This is a genomic window from Salinimicrobium soli, assembly GCF_048323655.1.
Lineage (GTDB): Bacteria > Bacteroidota > Bacteroidia > Flavobacteriales > Flavobacteriaceae > Salinimicrobium > Salinimicrobium soli.
Genome location: NZ_JBLUWW010000002.1, coordinates 478,527 through 500,013, shown reverse-complemented (window position 1 = coordinate 500,013; position 21,487 = coordinate 478,527). Strand labels below are relative to the sequence as shown.

Genomic DNA, 21,487 nt, shown 5'->3' with positions numbered 1-21,487 from the left:
CCGGTTAACAATCAGCCTTTGAAAGGGGAAGAAATACTTCCTTTCCAGCCAATAAGTTAATATTTATATAATTCAAAATTACTTTTTGTGGAAAAATTCTGTCTTTTTACAGTTTAAGAAGGAATTTTATTTATTCCTCAACTGCTTCCTTTTCTGCATTTTCCCTTAGCAGGCCAAAGTTTTTAAGGATCCTGCGTTGAACGACCGGATCTGCAATAAATCTTGGAAATTCAGGTTCATCGTAACTGATACTGGTATAGATCACTTTAGTTCCTTCCTCTCCCGCAGACCTAAATGACCATTGGCATTCAAGGCTTAAAATGCGATCAGTTTTATTTTTTTGGGGCAGCGCGTTGGGTGTACTTCTGGCTGTAATAGTGGCAGTACCCGCACCTTTTCTTAATGAATTATGGGTAACCAGGTCTTTTGATCTAAAAGGCCATGGAAGATCAAACCGGAGGTACGTTCGCCATTGCTCAGGTTCCAATTCCTTAATAGTACATTCCTCTGTGGAAGTCTGCCATTTGATAAGCTTGGCAGGACTTCGGAAATGCTCCAATATGTCCGGAATTGCGGCTTTTACAAGAAATTCAGCTTTCATTTCTCTCACTTCCGGCTTTCCCGGAAGCTCTACCTTGCGGTAGCTTATTTTAATTTCATCCTCCTCTTTTTCCAGAACCCAATCTGAAATTTCGCCCTGGCCGAATAGGGATAAAGAACAACTAAAAAGCAGTCCTGCCATGATATTGATTCTGAAGTCCTGCATTAGTTTGTTTTTGATATTGTTTAAAATGGTAAAGCTGAAGATAATGGAATTAATATCCAATACCCATTTTTGGTGAATTTGTTTTAGGGTCCACCTTAAGTTTTCTAGGGAAAGGGTCTATTTAAGGGGAAGGCGAATTTCGGCTTTTAAGCCTCTGCCTGGTTTAGTGGTAAAATCAATAATTCCATCCACGGTGCGGAGCCTGTTCACCAAATTCTTCAATCCATTTCCGGAATTTAGCTGTTGTGCTGTAGTTCCTTTTCCGGTATCGGAGTATTGAACTCTCAGCATTTTTAGCTGCTGTTCAAATGAAACTGCTACCAGAGGTGCACCGCTGTGCTTTTTCATATTCACCATCAATTCCTGTAAAACCCGGTAGAGTACGATCTTCTTTTCTGGGGAAATTTTATCCCAGTTCACCTCTTTTTCTCCGCGCAAGATCAATTTAGCCTCCCCTGTATTGGTACTCAGCATGCCCAACAGGAAAACCTGAAAGCTTTCTCCCGTATCAATTTCGGCATTTTCACGTGATATATCGCGGGTACGGTTGTAGATATGTTCCAATTGATCTACTGCTGCCGGGGGAGCCACATTTTCCAGGTGATTCATGACATTATAGATGTCATTGGCAAGTTCATCATGAATACGCTTCGAGATCCTGTTCTCTGTGAGATATACTTCTCGCAGGCGCTCTCTTTTTGCCCGTTGTTTGAAATAGTAGAAAAAGATACCTGCCATAGCTGCTCCCAAAGCTGCAAAAAGAGAAATGATCAAAGTACGGGATTCAAGCTGCTGGGTTTTTAAAGCCTGCCGCATCGTTACAGCTTCCAGTTGCCTGATTTGTTTTTGCTTTTGTTCCTCATCAAAGTTTATTTTAGCGAACTGATATTTCGCCTGCCGTTGGGCCTGATCAAGACTATCGTCCAACTTTACGAATCGGTCCACATAGCTTTTTCTTTCGCCGGCCGGAGCCAGTTCTATCATTTTTTTCAGGGCCAGTAATTCAACAGAAGGATTGGAATTATCCTTCGCAGCTTTCAACAAGGCCTGTCCATATCTTTTTGCTTTTGCCTTGTCTTTGTCAAAGTAATATTCCGTAAGATGCATATAGCTGGTTTCAATACCATAATGGTCATTGATCTCCTGGCGTTTGTTCAGGGCGGTAAACAAAAGAGAATCTACTTTTACAGATGGATCCTGTAGCCACATAGTGAAGGCCATGTTGTCCAGAAATCGGGTTGCCGAGCTCACATCGGGTTCATCTGATTCTACAATCTCACCAAATATTTCTAAAGCCTCCTTGTATTTTTTCTCATTCCGAAGTGAAAGAGCCATGTTATGCAGGTAACTGAGGCTATCCTCTTTTCTTGTGGCATATTGCAGGGCATTCTTATATTCTCTTATTGCCTCTTCATTAAATCCCTGCTCCATATAAGCCAGCCCTATCACATTGTATGCGGAGCTGACATATTTAGAATCCTGGTCCCTGTCCAGATATTCTAAAGCTTCTGTAGCTGACTCCTGTGCACCAGAATAATCTCCCACCCCTATTTGAATATTGGCCATATCAAGACTGCGCCTTCCTGCCCAGGAGGTATCGCCGGTTTGCAGGTATACCTGTTTTGATAGATACGCATTTCGATACGCCTCTCCCGGTTGGTTGCTGTAGTTATGGACAGTGAATTTCCGGTAATATCCCTTGGCCAGAAAAAAGGAATCCTTCTGTATTTTGGCTACAGTGATCAGGCTATCAATCCAGGGAGAGGCCGTCTCAAGTTGTCCCATGGCCATTAGAGCATAAACCTTTCCTTCCAGGAGGGAAGAAAGCATGGTATCTTTAATCGAACGGATGGAATCCAGGCCTGTGTTATAGAGCTTTAATTTCGCTTCCAGATCAGAGGTATCCAAACCTTTGTTATAAAAATAAAGCGGGGTTCCGGGTTGTACTTCTGTTTGAAGAGGAAACTGCGATTCTTTGCGATCTTCACAAGCCCAAAGAAATAGCAGAAAGATCAAACCGGTAAATGTTAAAGATCGCTTTATTTTCATAACACGAATTTAACAAAATCAGCTGAAACAGCAGAGGAAACCTTAAGATGAATTAAGAACAGTATTAAATTATGAAAAAATATTGAGGAGATTTAATTCATTTTTGAAAAAAATTTGATCTACTTCCTGATCTTCTCCCAAACTTTTTTCCCTGCATTAATGACCAGCAATACTAGAGCTCCGACTATAAGGCCTAAACAAAATTCCACCAGTATGCCCGGCAGACTTGGAAACAGTCCGTGCAGAAAATGAATGTTATGGACAAAGATACCTCCTGAAACCAGTAGCAAAGCAATAGTTCCTATTACCGACAGGCTCTTGATAACCTTGGGCAGCGCATTGACCAGGAATTTACCGATCTTATCAGAAATACTGTCTTCTCTTTCATTTAGATCTATCAGTTTAGCACCATACTCATCCATTCTTATAATCACAGCAACTATTCCGTAGACTCCCACAGTAGCCAGCAGGGCAATTATGGTGACAACCAGGATCTGTGTAGTGAGAGATTCATTTCCCACCGTGCCCAAAGCGATGATAATGATCTCAACGGAAAGAATAAAATCTGTAAGGATGGCTGACTTGATCTTTTCCTTTTCCCTTGTCAAAATTTGTTCTTTTGAAAGCTTTTCCAACTTTGGTTTATTTTCATGAGGAGCATGAGGAAAAAAGTACTCATAAATTTTTTCAGCTCCTTCATAAGCAAGATAAAGCCCACCCAGAATTAGGATAACAGTAACAGCAGCAGGAATAAAAGCACTAAGAAGGAAGGCTACAGGAAGAATAATTACTTTATTCAAAAAAGAACCTTTAGTAATTGCCCATAACACGGGTAATTCCCGGTCAGACATAAATCCGGAAGCCTTCTCTGCATTCACTGCCAGATCATCACCCAGGATGCCGGCCGTTTTCTTCCCGGCGACTTTGGTCATCATCGCTACGTCATCCATTAAAGTAGCAATATCATCGAGCAATGCAAAAATTCCTGAGGCCATAATTGAGTTGGTTTTGCTGACCAAGATAAGAGTATTTCACTTCAGTTTTAGAAGAGAATTATCCAGAACAAATTGTTGATATCCAAAAAAGCCATTTTTAAGACCCTTTTTGTCTCTGCCTCAGTAGAAATAGCCTGAACTGAATTTATAGCCGGAAAAAACAGCTCAATTAAATAAATGTTTTCTTTGAAAATTCTCAGGAAGCTACTTAATTTGCAATTGAATTCGGGATGTAGCCCTTCGTCTTCGCTCAGGACGGGCTGCACCATATGATAGAATAACTCTTTTGAGCTTTGGTCTTGAAATAAATACTTGAGCAATTAATTAATTCGGGATGTGGCGCAGTCCGGTAGCGTATACGTCTGGGGGGCGTAGGGTCGCAGGTTCAAATCCTGTCATCCCGACAAAAAAAAGTGATGCAAAAGCATCACTTTTTTTGTTTTTTCCAGTTCATCCTGAAAAATTCAATAGTACACTCTCCATTTCCCCATTTCTTCCATGTAGTAGTCTTTCAAAAGCTTAGAGACATTTTCTCAAATTTCAGCTTTTATCCACATGAACAACACATTATTTAGCTATCCTAGAAGATCTTTGAACCGTTCTTTCTCTCCTTGAAAACTTTTGTTTCATGCTAAAAAAAATGAAATTCCGGTAAGGGAGCAAGAGTTTGGCGGGTCGAAAATCACATAATTCTTAGGAAGTAGCTGCTTAGATCTAAGCCTCAACATTTTCGAGCAGATTATTTTGCGTGCTTTAAAATTAGTGCCGCAAAACAATTACTTTTGGCCCGTAATTTTATTGACCTATGAGCAGAATTGCCCTCCTTTTAGTTTCTATTTTATTCACCAGCGCCCTTTGGTCACAGGAAGATCCCGACCTTCTATACATGGAGGCACTGGAGGCATACCAAAAAAGCCATTTTGAAGAGTCTTTAAAATTGACCCGGCAAGGTCTGGAACTGGCACCGGAATATCACGATATCCGAATTTTACAAATACGTAACCAGTGGGCTTTAAATATGTGGACAGCCGCCGATAAAGATCTGGACTACCTGCTAGAGACTGCTCCGTCTTATGTGGATGTCAAACCCCTGGCACTTCAAAGGATTGGAAGGTTCGCCAGCTCAGAAGAAGCCCTGGCTTTTACTAAAGAACTGCTTCAGATATATCCCTCAGATGTCACTCTTAAAGTACGGGAAGCCGAGCTTCTTTTAGAAACCGGTAATGCAGGAGCTGCGAGAAAAGCGGCCAATGAACTTTCGGGGAGAGAGGATATTTCCGGGAAAGACCGGTATGCATTACAACTAATCCTCAAACAAACTGTCACCGACGAAATTGGGGTGAGTTATCAGGTGGTTAGTTTCAGTAAGGAATACTCACGGCAGGATCCCTGGCACAGCATAAGTACAGAATACCAGCACAATTTTAAAAGAACAGCGGTATTAGGCAGAGTTAATTACACTGACAGAGGCTACGACAATGGAACTCTTTTTGAAATGGAGGCATATCCTGTTTTCAATGATCATTTCTATTCTTTTGTGAATATCGGATTGTCTGACAACAGTTTTTTTCCTGACTTCCGCGGAAGCGCTTCGCTTTTTTACAGCTTCGCCAAAAACTTTGAAGCTGAAGCCGGTGCAAGAGTCCTTAATTATGGTGAGAGATCCTATTTTTCAGCCGTTGCCGGACTTACCGCTTACACCGGGAAGTTTTATTTTAATCTCCGGAGTTTTATAGGACCTGAAAGAAAAGAAAAACTGGTTCAGAATTACCAGTTCAACACGCGATATTACTTCTCTGGTGCAGATAATTATTTCTTTACCAGATTAGGAAAAGGAATTTCTCCGGATGAACTTGTACTGGTAAAGCAAGTTGAGGAAAATCCTTCCCTTGAAGCCTGGTATGGAAATATAGGGCTCAATAAAGCCTTTGGCATTCACCATGTTTTTAAAGCCTCTGCGGGAATGTTATATGAGGATATTACTTCCTCCAGAACAGGAACCCAATTCATTGGCAGTGTAGGATATCGATACCGGTTTTAGGCCTCTGAAGTGGTAAAACCTTTTCGGGTCATGGTACCCCAGCCCGATTTTATCCCGAATAGCTTTTTGTAATAACCTTTGAGTTGACCGAAAACCATTATAGGATGGAACAGGAAAGGTTCGAGATAGGAAGCAAGGAGCAGTTCGGCTACTTGCCTCGCAGAAGAATAATGCCTGAAGCTCTTAATGTAAAAAAAGACCGAGACCGTTGAAAATATACATCCCAGCAGATACACAATACTAAACAGGAGAATTGCATTTTCCCAGGCAATAAATCCGAAGTATCCGAAAAAAAAGATACATATAAGTCCAAGGAATTCTACGATAGGAGCACCAAATTCAAAAAAACACCAGTAAGGAAAAAACAGCATTCCCATACTGCGATACTTCGGATTGAAGAAAAGGTACCTGTGTAACTTCAATGTCTCCCATAGACCTCTGGCCCATCGGTCTCGCTGTTTTATCAGGATCTTATAATCTGGAGGGGCTTCTGTCCAGCAAAGAGTCTCAGGCACGTAGACAACTTTATAAGGTTTCCTGAGTTTTTCCATAAGCACGCGCAACCGGATACACAGTTCCAGGTCTTCTCCAACTGTTTTAGTATTGAATCCACCAACCTGGATCACGCGGGTCCTGGGATAGAGTCCAAATGCTCCGGAAACCAGCATAAGGCCATTAATCTCCCCCCAGCCCATGCGGCCGATCAGAAACGCACGGATATATTCTACGACCTGTACGTTGGGGATAAAATCCTTTGGAACTTTAAGTTTTTTTAGAATTCCATTTTTGATGATAGAATCGTTAGCTATTCCAATTCCGCCCCCACAGGCGATGATCTCTTTTTCGCTTTCTTCCAGATAAGGTCTTACCATTTTTATTATGGCATCCTGTTCAATGATACAATCGGCATCGGTACACAGGACCAGTTCGGTGCCGGCAAAATTTATTCCGGCATTAAGGGCATCAGCCCGTCCTCCATTATTTTTGTCGATCACCGTAAGGTGCCTGTACTTTCTGTCCCGGCTTTTATAAATATAATTCACCGTGGCTGTTGTTATAGGCTGAGTTATGAAAGTGGCATCAAAGGGTTCAAGATCAAATGCCCTTATCAGTTGTTCCATGGAATCATCTGTACTTCCGTCATTAACCAGGATCAGTTTATAGAATGGATATTGTATCGAAAGCAAGGATCTTACATTCTCTACTATGGTGAGACCTTCATTGTAGGCAGGAGCAACAAGGGTTACCGAGGGAATATCTGTGGCGCTAACAATATCGTTTACCTGCAGGAATCGGGCTTTTCTTTTATTTCTTCTTACGGCCCTGTCAGAAAGTATCACTCCTAAAAAGTAGAACGTGATAAGGCAGGCACCATAGACCAGAAAGAACCAGCTCACATTACTATAAACGTCATATAGAAAATATCGATCTACCATTGAAGTTGCGTGTCTTTGGGTTCGGTTTGGTACTGTCCGAAATAATAGTGTTCAATATCCTTTTTGAACCCGTGATTCCAGAGAATTTCTGCCGCTGACAACTGGAGGTTATCACTGCCTTTACTAAGAACATCTTTAAAAAAATCGAGACTTGCTTCCAGCGAAGTTCTTTCCAGGTATTTTATCACCTGTATTTGTTGTTGCTCATTTTCAATTGAAAAGAATTTCTCTTCAAGTCTTTTTCTCCTTTCATGGTCAGGTACGAAAGAAGAAATACAATAAATGGCTACTTCCCTTAATTCAAAGTCTTCATGATCTAAAAATTGAATGATAAAATCCACTTCACTATCCAGACCGAACCGCCTGATTATTCGCATGATCAATTTCTGGGCATATGGCTTTTGAGTATTATAGGATTTTCTCAAAATCTCAAGATTAGGAACAGGATGAAGATCAAAAAGCTTTTCAACGACCTTTATTTGTTGCCAAAGCATCATCTCTTTTTTGAGGTAAGGCAGAAAGCGGAGACTATCCCATCCCAAAAAGACAACCATGGCGATTTGGGCTTCGCGCCTCACATAAATATTTTTATCGTTTCGGTGTTTTAGGATCTCCTGAATATATTGCCCCTGATTCATTTCATAAGCCTCGCGAATTCCTCTGGCCTTCCTGTACCACTTTTTACTTTTCAATTTTTCAGCCGATGCGCCATAAGGTGGTATTTGTTTAAAAAGATTTTCCAGCTTGGTGTAATTCTCTCCCAAGATGGTCCTCTGCGCTCTTATCATAAGATCAATAAGAAATTGGACATTCTTTTTATGGGACGGAGTTATGCCCGCTTTCCTAAAGGCTCTAATAATTCTTATGAGATCGTCATCCTCCTTCTTAATAGGATAAAGATATTCTGAGGTAAGCTTCGCAAAAACCTCTTCAATATTTTGCCGCTCCCTCGTCCTCTTCTTTCTGTAAATTAGACTAATACCAATTATCCCCCACAGTATCACCAGGATAATGGCAAGGACCTGAATGACCACTATTAAGAGATTGTTTGTCATATCAGGCTACGAGTTTTTCTATTTGGGCAAAATCAAGTGGAACGGAAAAAAAGCCCCTAACCTCTTTTTGTTCAAAAATTTCCTGCTCTACTTCAGCCTGCCCCATGCTGGTAATAATGATTAGAGAAGAGTGAAGGATCACCTCACCTATGTGAAAAACAAAATCCCTTGGGGCAACACCTTCAAAAAGAAGATCGGTGATCACCACATCAAAACTGTTCTGGGATTCTATGTCCAGTTCCTCAAGATTTCGAATGGAAGTGCATTCAAAATGGTTGATCATCATCAATCGCTCGAGAATCCGGAGAAGGATGGGATCTTCCTGTATGATCAGGACAGTTCTTGCCAATGCCATAAGCTCAGCGGTTGTAGGGGTTCATATGATTTGGTCCTGAAATGATTCAGAACAAGGGCATTACAAATCTATTAAAATTATGTTAACACGAAGATTTTAAATGTTAATTAACTATTGCTGAGTACTAAAAAGAAGAAACCCCGCAGAAGTGCAGGGCTTTAAATTATTTACTGAAATACATGCTACAAAGGCACAGGATATTCTCAAACGCTTAGATAAAAAGGTTAAAGAATATTTTCCTGTCTAAAGAATTCATCCATCTGTCCTGCGATCTCAAAACATCTGTTTACTTTGTTAGAATCACTGCAGGATTGGGTTTGAAATTTATGACCTCTACAGGTAAAATCTTCCAGGTCTACATTTACAAATTTTGGATTTACAGCAATGCACTTATAATACAAGCTGTTAATGGTCTCGTACTCATCGAGGTCAATACCTTTTTTCAAAAGGTAAGCTTTCAGGAAATTTTCGATGGCAACTTGTGAATGCCGACAAACCAGGTGTGCTACTACATCCTCCTCTGGGCGGCACAGTTCTTCATTTGCTTCATGTAGCTTTTTTACAGCTTCATCAAACAGTTCCAGTGCTTTGTTTTCCATGTTCAGTTATTTTTAATTAAAAAAGAAGCCTTTTCAGCTGAAATAGCTGAAAAGGCTTTTGGTTATTTACATATCACGGTACAGTTCCAGTCGCTCCCATTTGGATTCGACCTCTTCCTGTGCCTGTTTTAACAGGGCTGCGCCCACTTCGGCATTCTCTTTCACCACTCTGGTGAACCTGGTCTCATTGTACATGAAGTCCTTAAGATCACCCTGTGGTTTTTTAGAATCCAGTTTAAAACGTTTTCCTTTTTCTTTAGAAGGATCAAACCTGAACAGTGGCCAGTAACCGGTCTCTACAGCTTTTTCCTGCTGTTTTGCACCATGCTTAAGATCATACCCGTGTTCTCCACAGTGTGAGTAAGCGATGATGATAGATGGTCCAGGATAAGCTACCGCCTCTTCAAAGGCTTTCAGCGTTTGCAGGTCCTTGGCTCCAATGGCTACCTGTGCAACGTACACGTTCTGGTAAGAAACCGCCTGTAATGCAAGGCTCTTTTTAGAAGTTCTCTTACCGGAAACCGCGAATTTGGCACTCGCACCCAGCGGAGTTGCTTTAGACATCTGTCCACCGGTGTTCGAATACACTTCAGTATCCATAACCAGAATATTGATGTCTTCTCCTGAAGCCAGCACGTGATCTACTCCACCGTAACCTATATCATAGGCCCAGCCGTCTCCACCAACGATCCAAACTGCCTTTTTACGAAGGTATTCGGTCATTTGGTTGAGCTTTTTAGCTTCGGGGGAGCCCAGGGTAGAAAGGATGGTCTTGAGTTCAGAAATGTCCGCATGTTTTTGCTTTTTCTGAACCTCATCTGCTTCAGGATTATCCAGAATAGCATTCACTAATTCAGATCCTACAACAGGTTCCAGTTCCTTCAGCAGATCAACAGCGATCTCCTGTTTTTTGGTCAATGCCAGTCTCATACCCAAACCAAATTCGGCGTTGTCTTCAAACAGGGAGTTCGCCCATGCCGGACCACGGCCAAATTCGTTGGTCTTATAAGGAGTGGTGGGCAGGTTACCTCCATAAATGGAAGAACAACCGGTAGCATTGGCGATCATCATGGAATCACCGTAAAGCTGAGTAAGCATCTTGATGTAAGGAGTTTCCCCACATCCTGAACAGGCTCCGGAGAACTCAAACAATGGTTCAAGGAACTGAGATCCCTTCACGTTGGTGATCTGAAGTTCTGTACGGTCATAGTATGGAAGACTGGTAAAGTAATCCCAGTTCTTATCTTCTTTTTCGGCAACATCCAGTTTTGGACGCATGTTGATAGCCTTGAAGTTCTCAACCTCTTTGCTTTCGGCAGGACAAACAGCCACACAAAGATCACATCCGGTACAGTCTTCCGGAGAAACCTGCAGGATATAAGAATCTGATGAAGTGGTGAATGGACGGCCTTTAGCAGGAACCGCTTTTAAAGAATCAGGCTTATCGGCCAAATCTTCGTTCGGAACAACCTTCGCCCTGATAGCAGCATGCGGACAAATTGCCACACACTTGTTACACTGGGTACAAAGGTCTTCTCCTTCCCAAACCGGAACAAAATCTGCAATTCCGCGTTTTTCGTACTGAGTGGTACCGGTAGGGAATGTTCCATCAACCGGGAAGGCACTTACAGGAAGTTCATCGCCGTGTCCCGCAAGGATCTTACCTAATACCTCTTTCACAAAAGGATCGGCTTCTCCGGTCATCATAGGTTTCAGACCTTTATTGCTGGTAATTTTCTTCGGATAATCCACTTTTTGGAGGTTCTCCAAAGATTTGTCTACCGCGTTAAAGTTCATTTGAACTACCTTCTCTCCTTTGTGAGAGTAAGATTTCACGATAGCATCTTTGATCTTCTGAATGGCTTCATCTTTTGGAAGCACCCCTGAAATGGCAAAGAAACAGGTTTGCAGCACAGTGTTGGTGCGTTTTCCAAGCTTGGCTTCATGAGCCACTCTTGTTGCATCCACCACATAGAACTGCAGTTCGTTCTCTACGATCTCTTCCTGCATCTTCTGCGGAAGGTTATCCCAGATCTCTTCATTAGAATAAGGAGAGTTCAGAAGGAAAGTACCGCCTTTTTTGATCTTTTGCAGGATGTCATATTTCTCAACAAAGTTGAATTGATGACAGGCGATAAAATCAGCAGTATTGATCAGATAGTTGGAATAGATTGGATCTGGACCAAAACGCAGGTGGGAAACTGTTTGTGAACCCGCTTTTTTGGAGTCATAAACAAAGTATCCCTGTACGTAATTGTCTGTGGTCTCCCCAATGATCTTAATAGAGTTCTTGTTAGCTCCAACTGTTCCGTCAGAACCTAATCCATAGAACAGACAGTTGAAGGTTTTCTTTTTGGTCTTGAAAACAGGGTTATACAACAGACTTCTGAAAGTAACGTCGTCGTTGATACCTATTGTAAAATGATTTTTTGGCTGCTCTTTATCCAGCTCATCCAAAATACCTTTTACCATCGCAGGATTAAATTCTTTTGAAGACAATCCGTAGCGACCGCCAACGATCTGCGGAATTTGTTGTCCGCTTTCAGCATATGCAGTAACCACGTCGAGATACAGGGGCTCTCCTGTACTTCCCGGCTCTTTGGTACGATCAAGAACAGCTACTTTTTTTACTGTTTTTGGCATCCTTTCAATGAAGTCTTTCATTGAGAACGGACGGTAAAGACGTACGATAAGAACTCCTACTTTTTCATCGGAATTCAGCAGCGTATCTACGGTCTCTCTTACGGCTCCTTCTCCGGAACCCATAATAACTATGACCTTTTCGGCTTCAGGATGTCCTTCATAGTCGAAGAGGTTATACCTGCGGCCGGTGTGATGATAGAATTCATCCATCACTTCCTGCACGATCGCCGGAACATTATCATAATAGGTATTGGCAGCTTCCCGGGCCTGGAAGAATACATCGGGGTTTTGGGAAGTTCCTCTGATCACAGGACTGTCAGGATCCAAAGAGCGTTTTTTGTGCTCCATGATCTTCTCTTCGGGCATCATTGCCTTGATGATATCATCAGGAATGGCATCTACTTTAGAGATCTCATGAGAAGTCCTGAAGCCGTCAAAAATGTTCAGGAACGGCACTCTTGAACGCAAAGTGGCGACCTGCGAGATCAAAGCGAAATCCATAGCTTCCTGCACAGAACCTCCGAATAACATGGAGTAACCCGTTTGCCGGGCTGCCATCACATCAGAGTGATCTCCAAAAATGGAAAGTGCGTGAGTAGCGATAGTACGAGCTGCAACATGGATCACATTAGGAAGTAATTCCCCTGCGATCTTATACATGTTAGGGATCATAAGCAACAATCCCTGAGAGGCCGTAAAAGTAGTAGTTAAAGCACCTGCCTGCAACGAACCGTGCACAGCACCGGCAGCTCCACCTTCGCTCTGCATCTCAACGATACGCGGTACGTTGTTCCAGATATTCTTCTTGCCTTTTGAACTATAGACATCTACATGTTCTCCCATGGGAGAAGCAGGTGTGATAGGATAAATGGCACAAACTTCATTTGTTTTATGCGCAACTCTAGCCACAGCCTCGTTTGCATCACAAATGAGTTTTGGAAATTTTTGAGCCATAATGGTCATTTTTTAGGATTAATTATTCACCGTGAAGCCATACTTTCTTCTCAAGAAGTTGTTCTTCAGTCTCTTCGTGGTCTTCATCAGGTACGCAGCAGTCAACAGGGCAAACAGATGCACACTGAGGCTTATCGTGGAAGCCTTTACATTCGGTACATTTATCTGCAACTATAAAATAGAACTCGTCAGAAAGTGGTTCATTTTCAGCATCTGCATCCACTTCGTTCCCGCTTGGGGTGGTGACGGTTCCGCTTAATACGGTTTCATCAGAATATGACCATTCCTGATCTGGTTCGTAGATCGCATTGTTAGGACATTCTGAAATACACGCATCACAATTGATACACTCATCTGTTATTAATAGAGCCATAATTTTATTTTTTGATTACTATAAAAATTTCTTATAAAAGTATAGAGGCTTCTCCTGCTTTAATATGATGTCCATCAGTTTTCTGTGCCTCTCCTAAAATTTTCAAACGTTTTCGGAAGCTGATAATATGACCCATATCATATTACACGCTTAACAATCCTTTTACATTTGAAGCAAGATCTATTCATCTGTCAGCTAACTACTGATGGTTCAAAAAAGCTAATTATATGATCACAGAAAAAATGAATCAAGCTGAAGCCCTGGATGCAGTTGTAATACGCTTTGTGGGTGATTCCGGTGATGGGATGCAGTTAACGGGAACACAGTTCTCAGACACTTCTGCGATGTTTGGAAATGATGTTGCTACTTTTCCTAATTACCCTTCCGAGATAAGGGCTCCTCAAGGAAGTCTTTACGGAGTTTCAGGTTTCCAGGTACATATTGGTAGCGTTGAAATAAGCACTCCGGGAGATACTGTAGATCTTTTGGTGGCCATGAACCCTGCCGGTCTAAAGACCAACCTTTACTCTGTCAAACCGGGACATACTATTATAGTGGACACAGACTCGTTCACTAAAAAGAACCTGGAAAAGGCGCAGTATAATACCAATCCTTTGACTGACGGCAGCCTTGCTAACTATAGAGTTATTGAGGTGCCTATGACCTCTCTTACCAAAGAGGCTTTAAAAGATGTACAGGGATTGGATAATAAAGCCATTACCCGCAGCAAGAACATGTTCGCCCTGGGAATGGTGTACTGGTTGTACAGCCGCTCTACAGAACACACCATTGAATTCTTCAATAAGAAGTTCAAAAACAAACCGGAACTGATAGAATCCAACACTAAAGTGCTCAACGCCGGATTCTTCTATGCCGAAACCATTGAACTTATACCTAATAGCTATAACGTTTTACCTGCAAAAATGCCCGGCGGAAAATACCGTATTATAATGGGTAATACCGCTACTGCGTGGGGCTTTTTGGCTGCTGCTGAAAAATCGGGGCTTGAGTTGTTCCTGGGATCTTATCCAATTACTCCTGCCACCGATATTCTTCACGAACTGGTAAAACACAAACATTTTGGAGTAAAGGCCTTCCAGGCTGAAGATGAGATCGCCGGAATTAGTTCTGCGATCGGAGCTTCTTTTGCCGGGGATCTTGCCATTACCACTACTTCAGGTCCCGGACTCGCTTTAAAAGGAGAAGCCCTGGGTCTGGCGATGATGATCGAACTACCTCTAGTTGTGGTCAACGTACAACGCGGTGGTCCTTCAACCGGTTTACCTACAAAGACTGAACAATCTGACCTTTTACAGGCCATGTACGGCAGGAATGGGGAGAGTCCGGTGATCGTAATCGCTGCAAGTACTCCGGCCAACTGTTTTAATTACGCTTATCAGGCTTCCAAGCTCGCACTTGAACATATGACTCCGGTGGTGCTTCTTACCGACGGATACATAGCCAACGGTTCTGCTCCCTGGAAAATCAAATCAATAGACGAATTACCAGAGATCAAAAACCACCTGGTGAAGGAAGCTAAAGAGAACTGGCATCCTTACGACCGAGACGAAGAAACGCTTGCAAGAAACTGGGCTGTTCCGGGAACACCGGGACTGGAACACCGCGTGGGCGGACTTGAAAAAGACCGTGTAACAGGTGACGTTTCCCATGTTCCTGAAAACCACGAGATCATGACCCACACAAGAGCCGAAAAAGTTAAACGAGTTCAGAATTATATTCCGGATATCGTTCCTGATTTTACTGACGAAGGCGATCTGCTGGTGGTTGGCTGGGGTGGAACTTACGGCTCGCTACATTCCGCAGTAAAACAACTGCACGACCAGGGATATAAGAATATAGGACATGCACATTTTAATTACATCAATCCGCTTCCAAAGAATACCGGAGAGATGTTGAAAAAGTTCAAAAAGATAGTCGTGTGTGAATTGAACAACGGACAGTTCGTACAGGTGCTACGAATGAACTTCCCTATGGAATTCCTTCAGTATAACAAGATACAGGGCTTGCCATTTGCAAACACCGAACTTCTTGAAAAATTCAAACAACTAGTAAAATAACTATGGAAACAACAGTTCAACAAAAGTATACCTACAAAGATTTTGGGAATGATCAGGAAGTAAGATGGTGTCCCGGGTGTGATGACTATGTTATTTTACGGTCTGTTCAAAAAGCGCTTCCCGAAATGGGAGTTAAAAAGGAAGATGTGGTATTTATCTCAGGAATTGGATGTTCCTCCCGTTTCCCTTACTACATGGGCACCTACGGAATGCATGGGATCCATGGACGGGCTCCTGCCATAGCATCGGGAGTGAAACTGGCCAACCCAAACCTCAGCGTTTGGGTGATCACCGGTGACGGGGACAGTATGGCTATTGGTGGTAACCACTTCATTCACGTACTAAGAAGAAATATCGACCTCAACATCATCCTTTTCAACAACGAGATTTACGGTCTTACAAAAGGGCAATTCTCCCCTACTTCTTTGGTAGGCCAGAAAACCAAGTCCTCTCCTTTTGGAAACACCCAGCCTCCATTCTCTCCCGGAGAACTGGCAATTGGTGCTCAAGGCCGCTTCTTTGCAAGGATCGGCGGAAACTCTCCAAAAGAAATGACCGATATTTTCATTGAAGCAGAAAAGTTCAAAGGAACTTCTTTGGTAGAAGTACTGCAGAACTGTGTGATCTTCAATGACGGTTGCTATGTAAAATATACTGACAAGAACGTTCGGGAAGACCAGCAGCTTTTCGTGGAACATGGTAAGCCCATGATCTTCGGAAAAGAAAGAAATAAAGGACTGGTGCTGAACGGGCTGAAACTTGAAGTGGTGACCATTGGTGAAAATGGCATTTCTGAAGAGGATCTTCTTGTACATGATGCCAAAGAAAAGGATCCAACCCTTCACCAGATGCTTGTTCGACTGGAGTATCCTTTAGTTACCGGAATCATCAGAAGTTTTGGCGATGCAACCCTTGAGGAACGTGAAAATGCCCTCACTGAACAGATCAAAGCGAAATCGAAATTCAAAAAGACAAATGACCTTTTCTTCTCAGGAGAAACATACGAAGTAAAGTAGGCGATACCTGATCTTCATCAGTGTTTAGCTGGTAGCTAACTGTTAATTTTATTAACAAATTAAGACATTCTAAAAATGGGTTCAGAAGCAATCATTGTCTTTCTAATCGCCGGGATCGTACTGGTGGCCGGCGCCAACTTTCTCTCGAATCTTATCTCGCCAAAATCTGATAATACAGACAAGCGGGAACCTTACGAAAGCGGGATGAAAACCGTTGGTCCTACCTGGGTGCAATTCAAAGTGGGCTATTACCTCTTCGCCATTCTCTTTCTGATCTTTGATGTGGAGGTGGCATTTTTAGTGCCCTGGGCTGTTGTTTTCGGAGACATGGGATCGATCGCCTTTATTGAGATCATCATCTTCCTGGTGATCCTTGGATTAGGACTGGCATATGCATGGAAAAAAGGAGCTTTAAAATGGGAATAACAAGATCAAATGAGCCTGCAAAAGCAGGACGGATACCCGAAGATTTTCCCGGAAAAGTAATTCCGGCAGAGAACGGCGCCAATATCGTCATTACTTCTCTGGATAAGATCATTAACTGGGGACGAGCCAATTCACTGTGGTCACTCTATTTTGGCACCAGTTGCTGTGCTATTGAGATGATGCAGACAGGCGCGGCCCGTCACGATTATTCGCGCTTTGGTTTTGAGGTCGCGCGGCCTTCCCCCAGGCAGGCAGACCTCATTATCATAGCCGGTACCATTACTAATAAAATGGCCCCGGTTTTAAGAAGGCTTTACGACCAGATGGCCGAACCAAAATACGTGATCGCCATGGGTGCCTGCGCCATTTCCGGCGGACCATTCTTTTACAACTCTTATTCTGTGGTCAAAGGAGCTGACCATGTCATTCCAGTAGATGTCTATGTTCCGGGATGTCCTCCACGGCCCGAAGCCTTACTGGAAGGAATGCTCATGCTGCAGAAGAAGATCATGAACGAGAAAAGTAGCACTAAAAAGAATCCTATTGAAGGGTTTGATGAAGGACTTTAATCCTGAAGAAAATGGACAATGAAGCTTTAAAAAAGGTAATTTCTGACTGGTTTCCGGAATCTGAAGACCTGCAGTTTTCGGAAGAAGAATCCCAGTTCCTCAATATTTCTGTAGCTCCCAATCTTTTGCACGAGCTCATGCTTCGCCTTAAGAAGGACGAACAAACCTGGTTTGATTACCTCTTCTGCCTTAGCGGGGTTGACTACGGAAAAGAACTGGGTGTGGTTTACCATCTGGAATCTACTAAACACCGCCACATTATCGTGGTGAAGGTGCAGACAACAGATCGCGAAAATCCCATTTTTGACACCGTACAGGATATCTGGGCCACCGCCAATTTCCATGAGCGGGAGGTACATGATTTCTTCGGAATAAAATTCAAAGGACATCCCAACCTCAAAACCCTATTCTTACCTGAAGAATGGGAAGGATATCCACTGCGGAAGGATTATGTAGATGACATCAATATGGTTGTAAAATAGAAGGAAATGGAAACAGCATCAATAGATACAGCCAAAAAACAGAATAACTTCAAATCTGAAGAATATTTCATCAACATGGGGCCTCAGCACCCTGCAACTCACGGAGTATTGCGGCTGCTGCTCACCATTGATGGCGAGATCATTAAAAAAGTAGAACCGGACCTGGGTTATATCCACCGCTCCATTGAAAAGATGTGCGAAAAAGACAGCTATCAGCAGATCGTCCACCTTACAGACAGGATGGATTATCTTTCTTCACACATCAATAATGAAGCAGTTTGCCTTGCGGTAGAAAACGCCCTGGAGCTGGAGATCCCAGACCGGGTTAAAGTGATAAGGACCCTCCTAGGAGAACTCACCAGAATTTCATCCCATACCCTTTGGTGGGGTGTGATGGGAATGGATGTGGGAGCTCTTACCTCCTACTTCTATGGTTTCCGCGACCGGGAGATGATCAATGACATTTTTGAAGAGACCTGCGGTGCACGTTTAACCATGAACTATAACGTTCCCGGTGGTTTGATGCATGACATTCACCCCAACTTTGTGAAAAGGGTAAAAGAATTCATCGCCCATTTCAAAACTAAACTTCCGGAATACGATCGCCTGCTAACCGGCAACGTAATCTTCCAAAAAAGGACAAAAGGAGTCGGGGTTTTGACCAGAGAAGACGCTATTAATTATGGTGCTTCAGGACCTGTGGCAAGAGCTTCAGGTTATTCCTGTGACGTTCGAAAATATCATCCTTACAGCGCTCTTGATACAGTGAATTTTGAAGAGGCACTGGATACTGCCGGAGATTCCTTTGCAAGGTATACGGTAAGGATCAAAGAAATGTGGGAATCGATTTCTATCATCGAACAGTTGATAGACTCAATTCCTGAAGGCCCTACCAAAGTGGCGACAGATGCGGTGATCAAACTTCCGAAGGGAGATTACTATCAGAAGGTTGAAACCGCACGTGGGGAACTGGGAGTGTACATTATTAGCACCGGAACCAAAAACCCTTACCGGGTGAAATTCCGCTCCCCTGGGCTTTCTAACCTTTCCCTGCTTAACCACATCACAGTGGGCGGCAAGATAGGTGACCTCGTTGCTACCATGGCGACTATAGATATTGTTGTACCTGAAATAGACAGATAAAATGAATACGACCTTAAGCATCAATGACTGGTTACTCACCTTCATGCCTGCGGGTGCGGTTGATATCACAAAAATGGTAATGATCGCCCTTATCTACCTCACTGTCTTTGCGGTGCTGGGCTTGTACCTGGTCCTTCTTGAAAGAAAGGTAGCCGCATGGTTCCAGTTGAGGCTGGGCCCAAACCGCGTTGGATATAAAGGAATGTTCCAGACTTTGGCAGATGCACTTAAACTGGTTTCCAAAGAACTTACCGGTACTGTAAAAGCCGATAAGTTCCTGTATAACCTGGCGCCTTACTTTGTGATCATCACCTCGCTGATGGCGTTAGGAGTATTTCCTTTCACAAAGAACCTGCAGGCGTTTGACATCAACATCGGGATATTCTTTCTCATCGCCATCTCTTCCATAGGGGTCATAGGGATCCTGCTGGGTGGTTGGAGTAGTAACAATAAGTATTCACTTATCGGCGCCATGCGAAGCGGGGTGCAGACCATCAGTTATGAACTCTCTGTTGGTTTGTCACTTTTGACCATGGTGCTGCTAACCGGAAGCCTCCAGCTTTCAGAAATTATAGAAGTACAGAAAGACGGTTGGTTAATTGTGCAGGGGCATATTCCTGCAGTGATCGCTTTTATGATCTACATGATAGCCGGTACTGCGGAAACTAACCGTGCTCCATTCGATATGGTAGAAGCTGAATCTGAACTGGGCGCCGGGTTCCATACCGAATACTCAGGAATGAAGTTCGCCTATTTCTTCCTGGCAGAATTCATCAACATGTTCATCATTGCAGCCATTGCTACCACGGTATTCTTTGGCGGCTGGCTTTCACCTTTCGGTATAACTGAATCTATCCCCTTCCTCGGACTTTTCTGGTTCCTCGCCAAGACCCTCGTCATTGTCTTTTTGATGATGTGGTTCAGGTGGACCTTCCCAAGGCTTCGCGTAGACCAGTTGCTTACGCTGGAATGGAAATATCTGTTACCTATTAACCTGGTAAATATTGTAATAATGGCAATTGTTGTCTGGCTGAATCTGACAATACAATTTTAAGATCATGAGTTACTTTTCAGAAATATATCATGGAATAAAGACCCTGCTCACAGGAATGGGAGTTACAGGGAAATACTTCCTCAAGTCTCCAAAAGGTGCCATTACACAGCAGTATCCCGATAATCGCGATACCCTGCAGATGTTCGAGCGCTTTAGAGGGGAAGTAGTGATGCCGCACGATGAGAACAACGAACACAGCTGTACAGGTTGTCAAAAATGTGAAATCGCCTGCCCTAATGGAAGTATAGAGATCATCTGGGACCGCGTAGTGGACGAGGAGACCGGCAAAAAGAAGAAAATAATTGACAAACATATTTACCATTTTGGAATGTGTACCCAGTGTGGGTTGTGTATTGACGCCTGCCCTTCAGACGCCATAAAATGGGCACAGAATTATGAAAATTCTGTATATGACAGGACTAAACTCACCAGAGTATTGAACAAACCGGGCTCAAAAGTTAGAGCCGGAGTAGAAGAATAAGCCATGGAAAAAGTCATTTTTTACATCTTAGCAGTGATCATGGTCGCTTCAGCGATCGCCTCGGTAAGCAGTCGTAAAATGCTGCGATCTGTTATATACCTGTTGTTTACCCTGGTGGGAATCGCCGGGTTCTACTTCCTCATAGACTATAACTTCCTGGCAGCGATCCAGCTTACGGTCTACGCCGGCGGGATCGTGGTGTTGATCATCTTTTCGGTCCTGCTTATTCACCACATTGAAATGCAGCTGGAAGACGCCAAACCGAAGCGCAAGATCTTTACGGCCTTTGCCTGTTTGCTTGGGTTGAGTGTATTTCTTGCCACCATTTATTCCCATCCTTTCGAAGTGGCCGGGAAATCAATTACCACTACTACAGCTCAAATAGGTACTGCCCTTCTGAGTATTGAAAAAGAGGGTTTTATACTTCCGTTCGAAGTGATCTCTGTACTCTTATTGGCTGCCATGATAGGAGCGATCGTGATAGCACGCGGCGGAGTGGAGATCAAAGAGGAAACTCCTGAAGACTCCGAAATTGAAAAGATCGTGGAAGAAGCTGAAATAAAAGCTTCCGAAGAAAAAAAAGTGGAAAGTGAAGCTTTGGCTGAAACTCCATCTGAAGTAACTAATTAATGCTCACATAAATCTCTGATTATGATACCCGGAGTAAGCATACACGAAATTCTAACCCTTAGTTCGATCCTGTTCTTTATTGGGATCTATGGATTCATGACCCGAAAGAACCTGGTCTCCATCCTTATCTCTGTAGAACTTATCCTGAACTCCACTGTGGTGAATTTCGTAGCCATCAACAAATATCTATATCCCGACCTGCTGCAAGGCGCCGTCTACTCGATCTTCATTATCGCAGTAGCCGCTGCGGAAACTGCACTGGCGGTCGCGATCATCATAAATATCTACAGAAGGCTTAGCTCTGTAGAGGTCAAGGAAACTGAAACCATGAAGTATTAATCC

At 43.0% G+C, this 21,487-nt stretch carries 20 protein-coding genes and 1 tRNA gene; 12 read left to right on the top strand and 9 right to left on the bottom strand.

Annotated features, from left to right (window positions below; all coding sequences use genetic code 11):
• Positions 1–130: 130 nt before the first annotated feature.
• The 3 genes from ACNORC_RS07710 to ACNORC_RS07700 form a co-directional block, all read right to left on the bottom strand.
• Positions 131–766, bottom strand: a complete 636-nt coding sequence (locus tag ACNORC_RS07710) for an SRPBCC family protein (RefSeq protein ID WP_418335043.1) — start codon at positions 764–766, stop codon at positions 131–133.
• 117 nt (positions 767–883) lie between these two features.
• Positions 884–2,815: an ATP-binding protein gene (locus tag ACNORC_RS07705; protein WP_418335042.1), complete on the bottom strand. Its 1,932-nt coding sequence runs from the start codon at positions 2,813–2,815 to the stop codon at positions 884–886.
• 119 nt (positions 2,816–2,934) lie between these two features.
• Positions 2,935–3,810, bottom strand: a complete 876-nt coding sequence (locus ACNORC_RS07700) for a DUF808 domain-containing protein (protein ID WP_418335041.1) — start codon at positions 3,808–3,810, stop codon at positions 2,935–2,937.
• A 330-nt stretch (positions 3,811–4,140) separates the two neighbouring features.
• Between ACNORC_RS07700 and ACNORC_RS07695 the strand changes: the two genes are divergently transcribed.
• Together ACNORC_RS07695 and ACNORC_RS07690 are read left to right on the top strand one after the other, a co-directional pair.
• A tRNA-Pro gene (locus ACNORC_RS07695) sits at positions 4,141–4,214 on the top strand.
• 401 nt (positions 4,215–4,615) lie between these two features.
• A complete protein-coding gene (locus tag ACNORC_RS07690; RefSeq protein ID WP_418335040.1) occupies positions 4,616–5,851 on the top strand; it encodes a YaiO family outer membrane beta-barrel protein in 1,236 nt (411 codons plus the stop codon).
• Here ACNORC_RS07690 and ACNORC_RS07685 read toward each other — a convergent pair.
• From ACNORC_RS07685 to ACNORC_RS07660, 6 genes are all read right to left on the bottom strand, one after another.
• On the bottom strand, positions 5,848–7,287 hold the full coding sequence (locus ACNORC_RS07685; protein ID WP_418335039.1) for a glycosyltransferase family 2 protein: 1,440 nt from the start codon (positions 7,285–7,287) through the stop codon (positions 5,848–5,850). The genes ACNORC_RS07690 and ACNORC_RS07685 overlap by 4 nt on opposite strands.
• Positions 7,281–8,342: a hypothetical protein gene (locus ACNORC_RS07680; RefSeq protein ID WP_418335038.1), complete on the bottom strand. Its 1,062-nt coding sequence runs from the start codon at positions 8,340–8,342 to the stop codon at positions 7,281–7,283. Before ACNORC_RS07680 ends, ACNORC_RS07685 begins: the two co-directional genes overlap by 7 nt.
• Before the next feature lies 1 nt (position 8,343).
• Positions 8,344–8,697: a DNA-binding transcriptional response regulator gene (locus ACNORC_RS07675; protein ID WP_418335037.1), complete on the bottom strand. Its 354-nt coding sequence runs from the start codon at positions 8,695–8,697 to the stop codon at positions 8,344–8,346.
• Between the two features lie 224 nt (positions 8,698–8,921).
• Positions 8,922–9,296, bottom strand: coding sequence for a HEPN domain-containing protein (locus ACNORC_RS07670; protein ID WP_418335036.1), 375 nt, complete (start codon positions 9,294–9,296; stop codon positions 8,922–8,924).
• 66 nt (positions 9,297–9,362) lie between these two features.
• Entirely contained in the window at positions 9,363–12,893 is a 3,531-nt protein-coding gene (gene nifJ, locus ACNORC_RS07665; RefSeq protein ID WP_418335035.1) for a pyruvate:ferredoxin (flavodoxin) oxidoreductase, read from the bottom strand.
• A gap of 22 nt (positions 12,894–12,915) precedes the next feature.
• Positions 12,916–13,266: a 4Fe-4S binding protein gene (locus ACNORC_RS07660; protein ID WP_418335034.1), complete on the bottom strand. Its 351-nt coding sequence runs from the start codon at positions 13,264–13,266 to the stop codon at positions 12,916–12,918.
• Positions 13,267–13,493: 227 nt separating this feature from the next.
• Between ACNORC_RS07660 and ACNORC_RS07655 the strand changes: the two genes are divergently transcribed.
• From ACNORC_RS07655 to nuoK, 10 genes are all read left to right on the top strand, one after another.
• On the top strand, positions 13,494–15,344 hold the full coding sequence (locus ACNORC_RS07655) for a 2-oxoacid:acceptor oxidoreductase subunit alpha (RefSeq protein WP_418335033.1): 1,851 nt from the start codon (positions 13,494–13,496) through the stop codon (positions 15,342–15,344).
• A 2-nt stretch (positions 15,345–15,346) separates the two neighbouring features.
• Positions 15,347–16,360, top strand: coding sequence for a 2-oxoacid:ferredoxin oxidoreductase subunit beta (locus ACNORC_RS07650; RefSeq protein ID WP_418335032.1), 1,014 nt, complete (start codon positions 15,347–15,349; stop codon positions 16,358–16,360).
• 75 nt (positions 16,361–16,435) lie between these two features.
• Positions 16,436–16,786, top strand: coding sequence for an NADH-quinone oxidoreductase subunit A (locus ACNORC_RS07645; RefSeq protein ID WP_418335031.1), 351 nt, complete (start codon positions 16,436–16,438; stop codon positions 16,784–16,786).
• Positions 16,777–17,355: an NADH-quinone oxidoreductase subunit B gene (locus tag ACNORC_RS07640; protein ID WP_418335030.1), complete on the top strand. Its 579-nt coding sequence runs from the start codon at positions 16,777–16,779 to the stop codon at positions 17,353–17,355. The genes ACNORC_RS07645 and ACNORC_RS07640 overlap by 10 nt, the downstream gene beginning before the upstream one ends.
• 11 nt (positions 17,356–17,366) lie before the next feature.
• Positions 17,367–17,837, top strand: a complete 471-nt coding sequence (locus ACNORC_RS07635) for an NADH-quinone oxidoreductase subunit C (RefSeq protein ID WP_418335029.1) — start codon at positions 17,367–17,369, stop codon at positions 17,835–17,837.
• Between the two features lie 6 nt (positions 17,838–17,843).
• Positions 17,844–18,980 carry an NADH-quinone oxidoreductase subunit D gene (locus ACNORC_RS07630; RefSeq protein ID WP_418335028.1) on the top strand — a complete coding sequence of 379 codons (1,137 nt, stop codon included), beginning with the start codon at positions 17,844–17,846 and terminating at the stop codon, positions 18,978–18,980.
• Position 18,981: 1 nt separating this feature from the next.
• Positions 18,982–20,034, top strand: coding sequence for an NADH-quinone oxidoreductase subunit NuoH (gene nuoH / locus ACNORC_RS07625; RefSeq protein ID WP_418335027.1), 1,053 nt, complete (start codon positions 18,982–18,984; stop codon positions 20,032–20,034).
• A 4-nt stretch (positions 20,035–20,038) separates the two neighbouring features.
• Positions 20,039–20,515, top strand: a complete 477-nt coding sequence (locus ACNORC_RS07620; RefSeq protein WP_418335026.1) for a 4Fe-4S dicluster domain-containing protein — start codon at positions 20,039–20,041, stop codon at positions 20,513–20,515.
• A gap of 3 nt (positions 20,516–20,518) precedes the next feature.
• Positions 20,519–21,145 (top strand): NADH-quinone oxidoreductase subunit J family protein, encoded by a 627-nt coding sequence (locus ACNORC_RS07615; RefSeq protein WP_418335025.1) that lies wholly within the window; start codon positions 20,519–20,521, stop codon positions 21,143–21,145.
• 21 nt (positions 21,146–21,166) lie between these two features.
• Entirely contained in the window at positions 21,167–21,484 is a 318-nt protein-coding gene (nuoK, locus tag ACNORC_RS07610) for an NADH-quinone oxidoreductase subunit NuoK (protein ID WP_418335024.1), read from the top strand.
• Positions 21,485–21,487 lie beyond the last annotated feature (3 nt).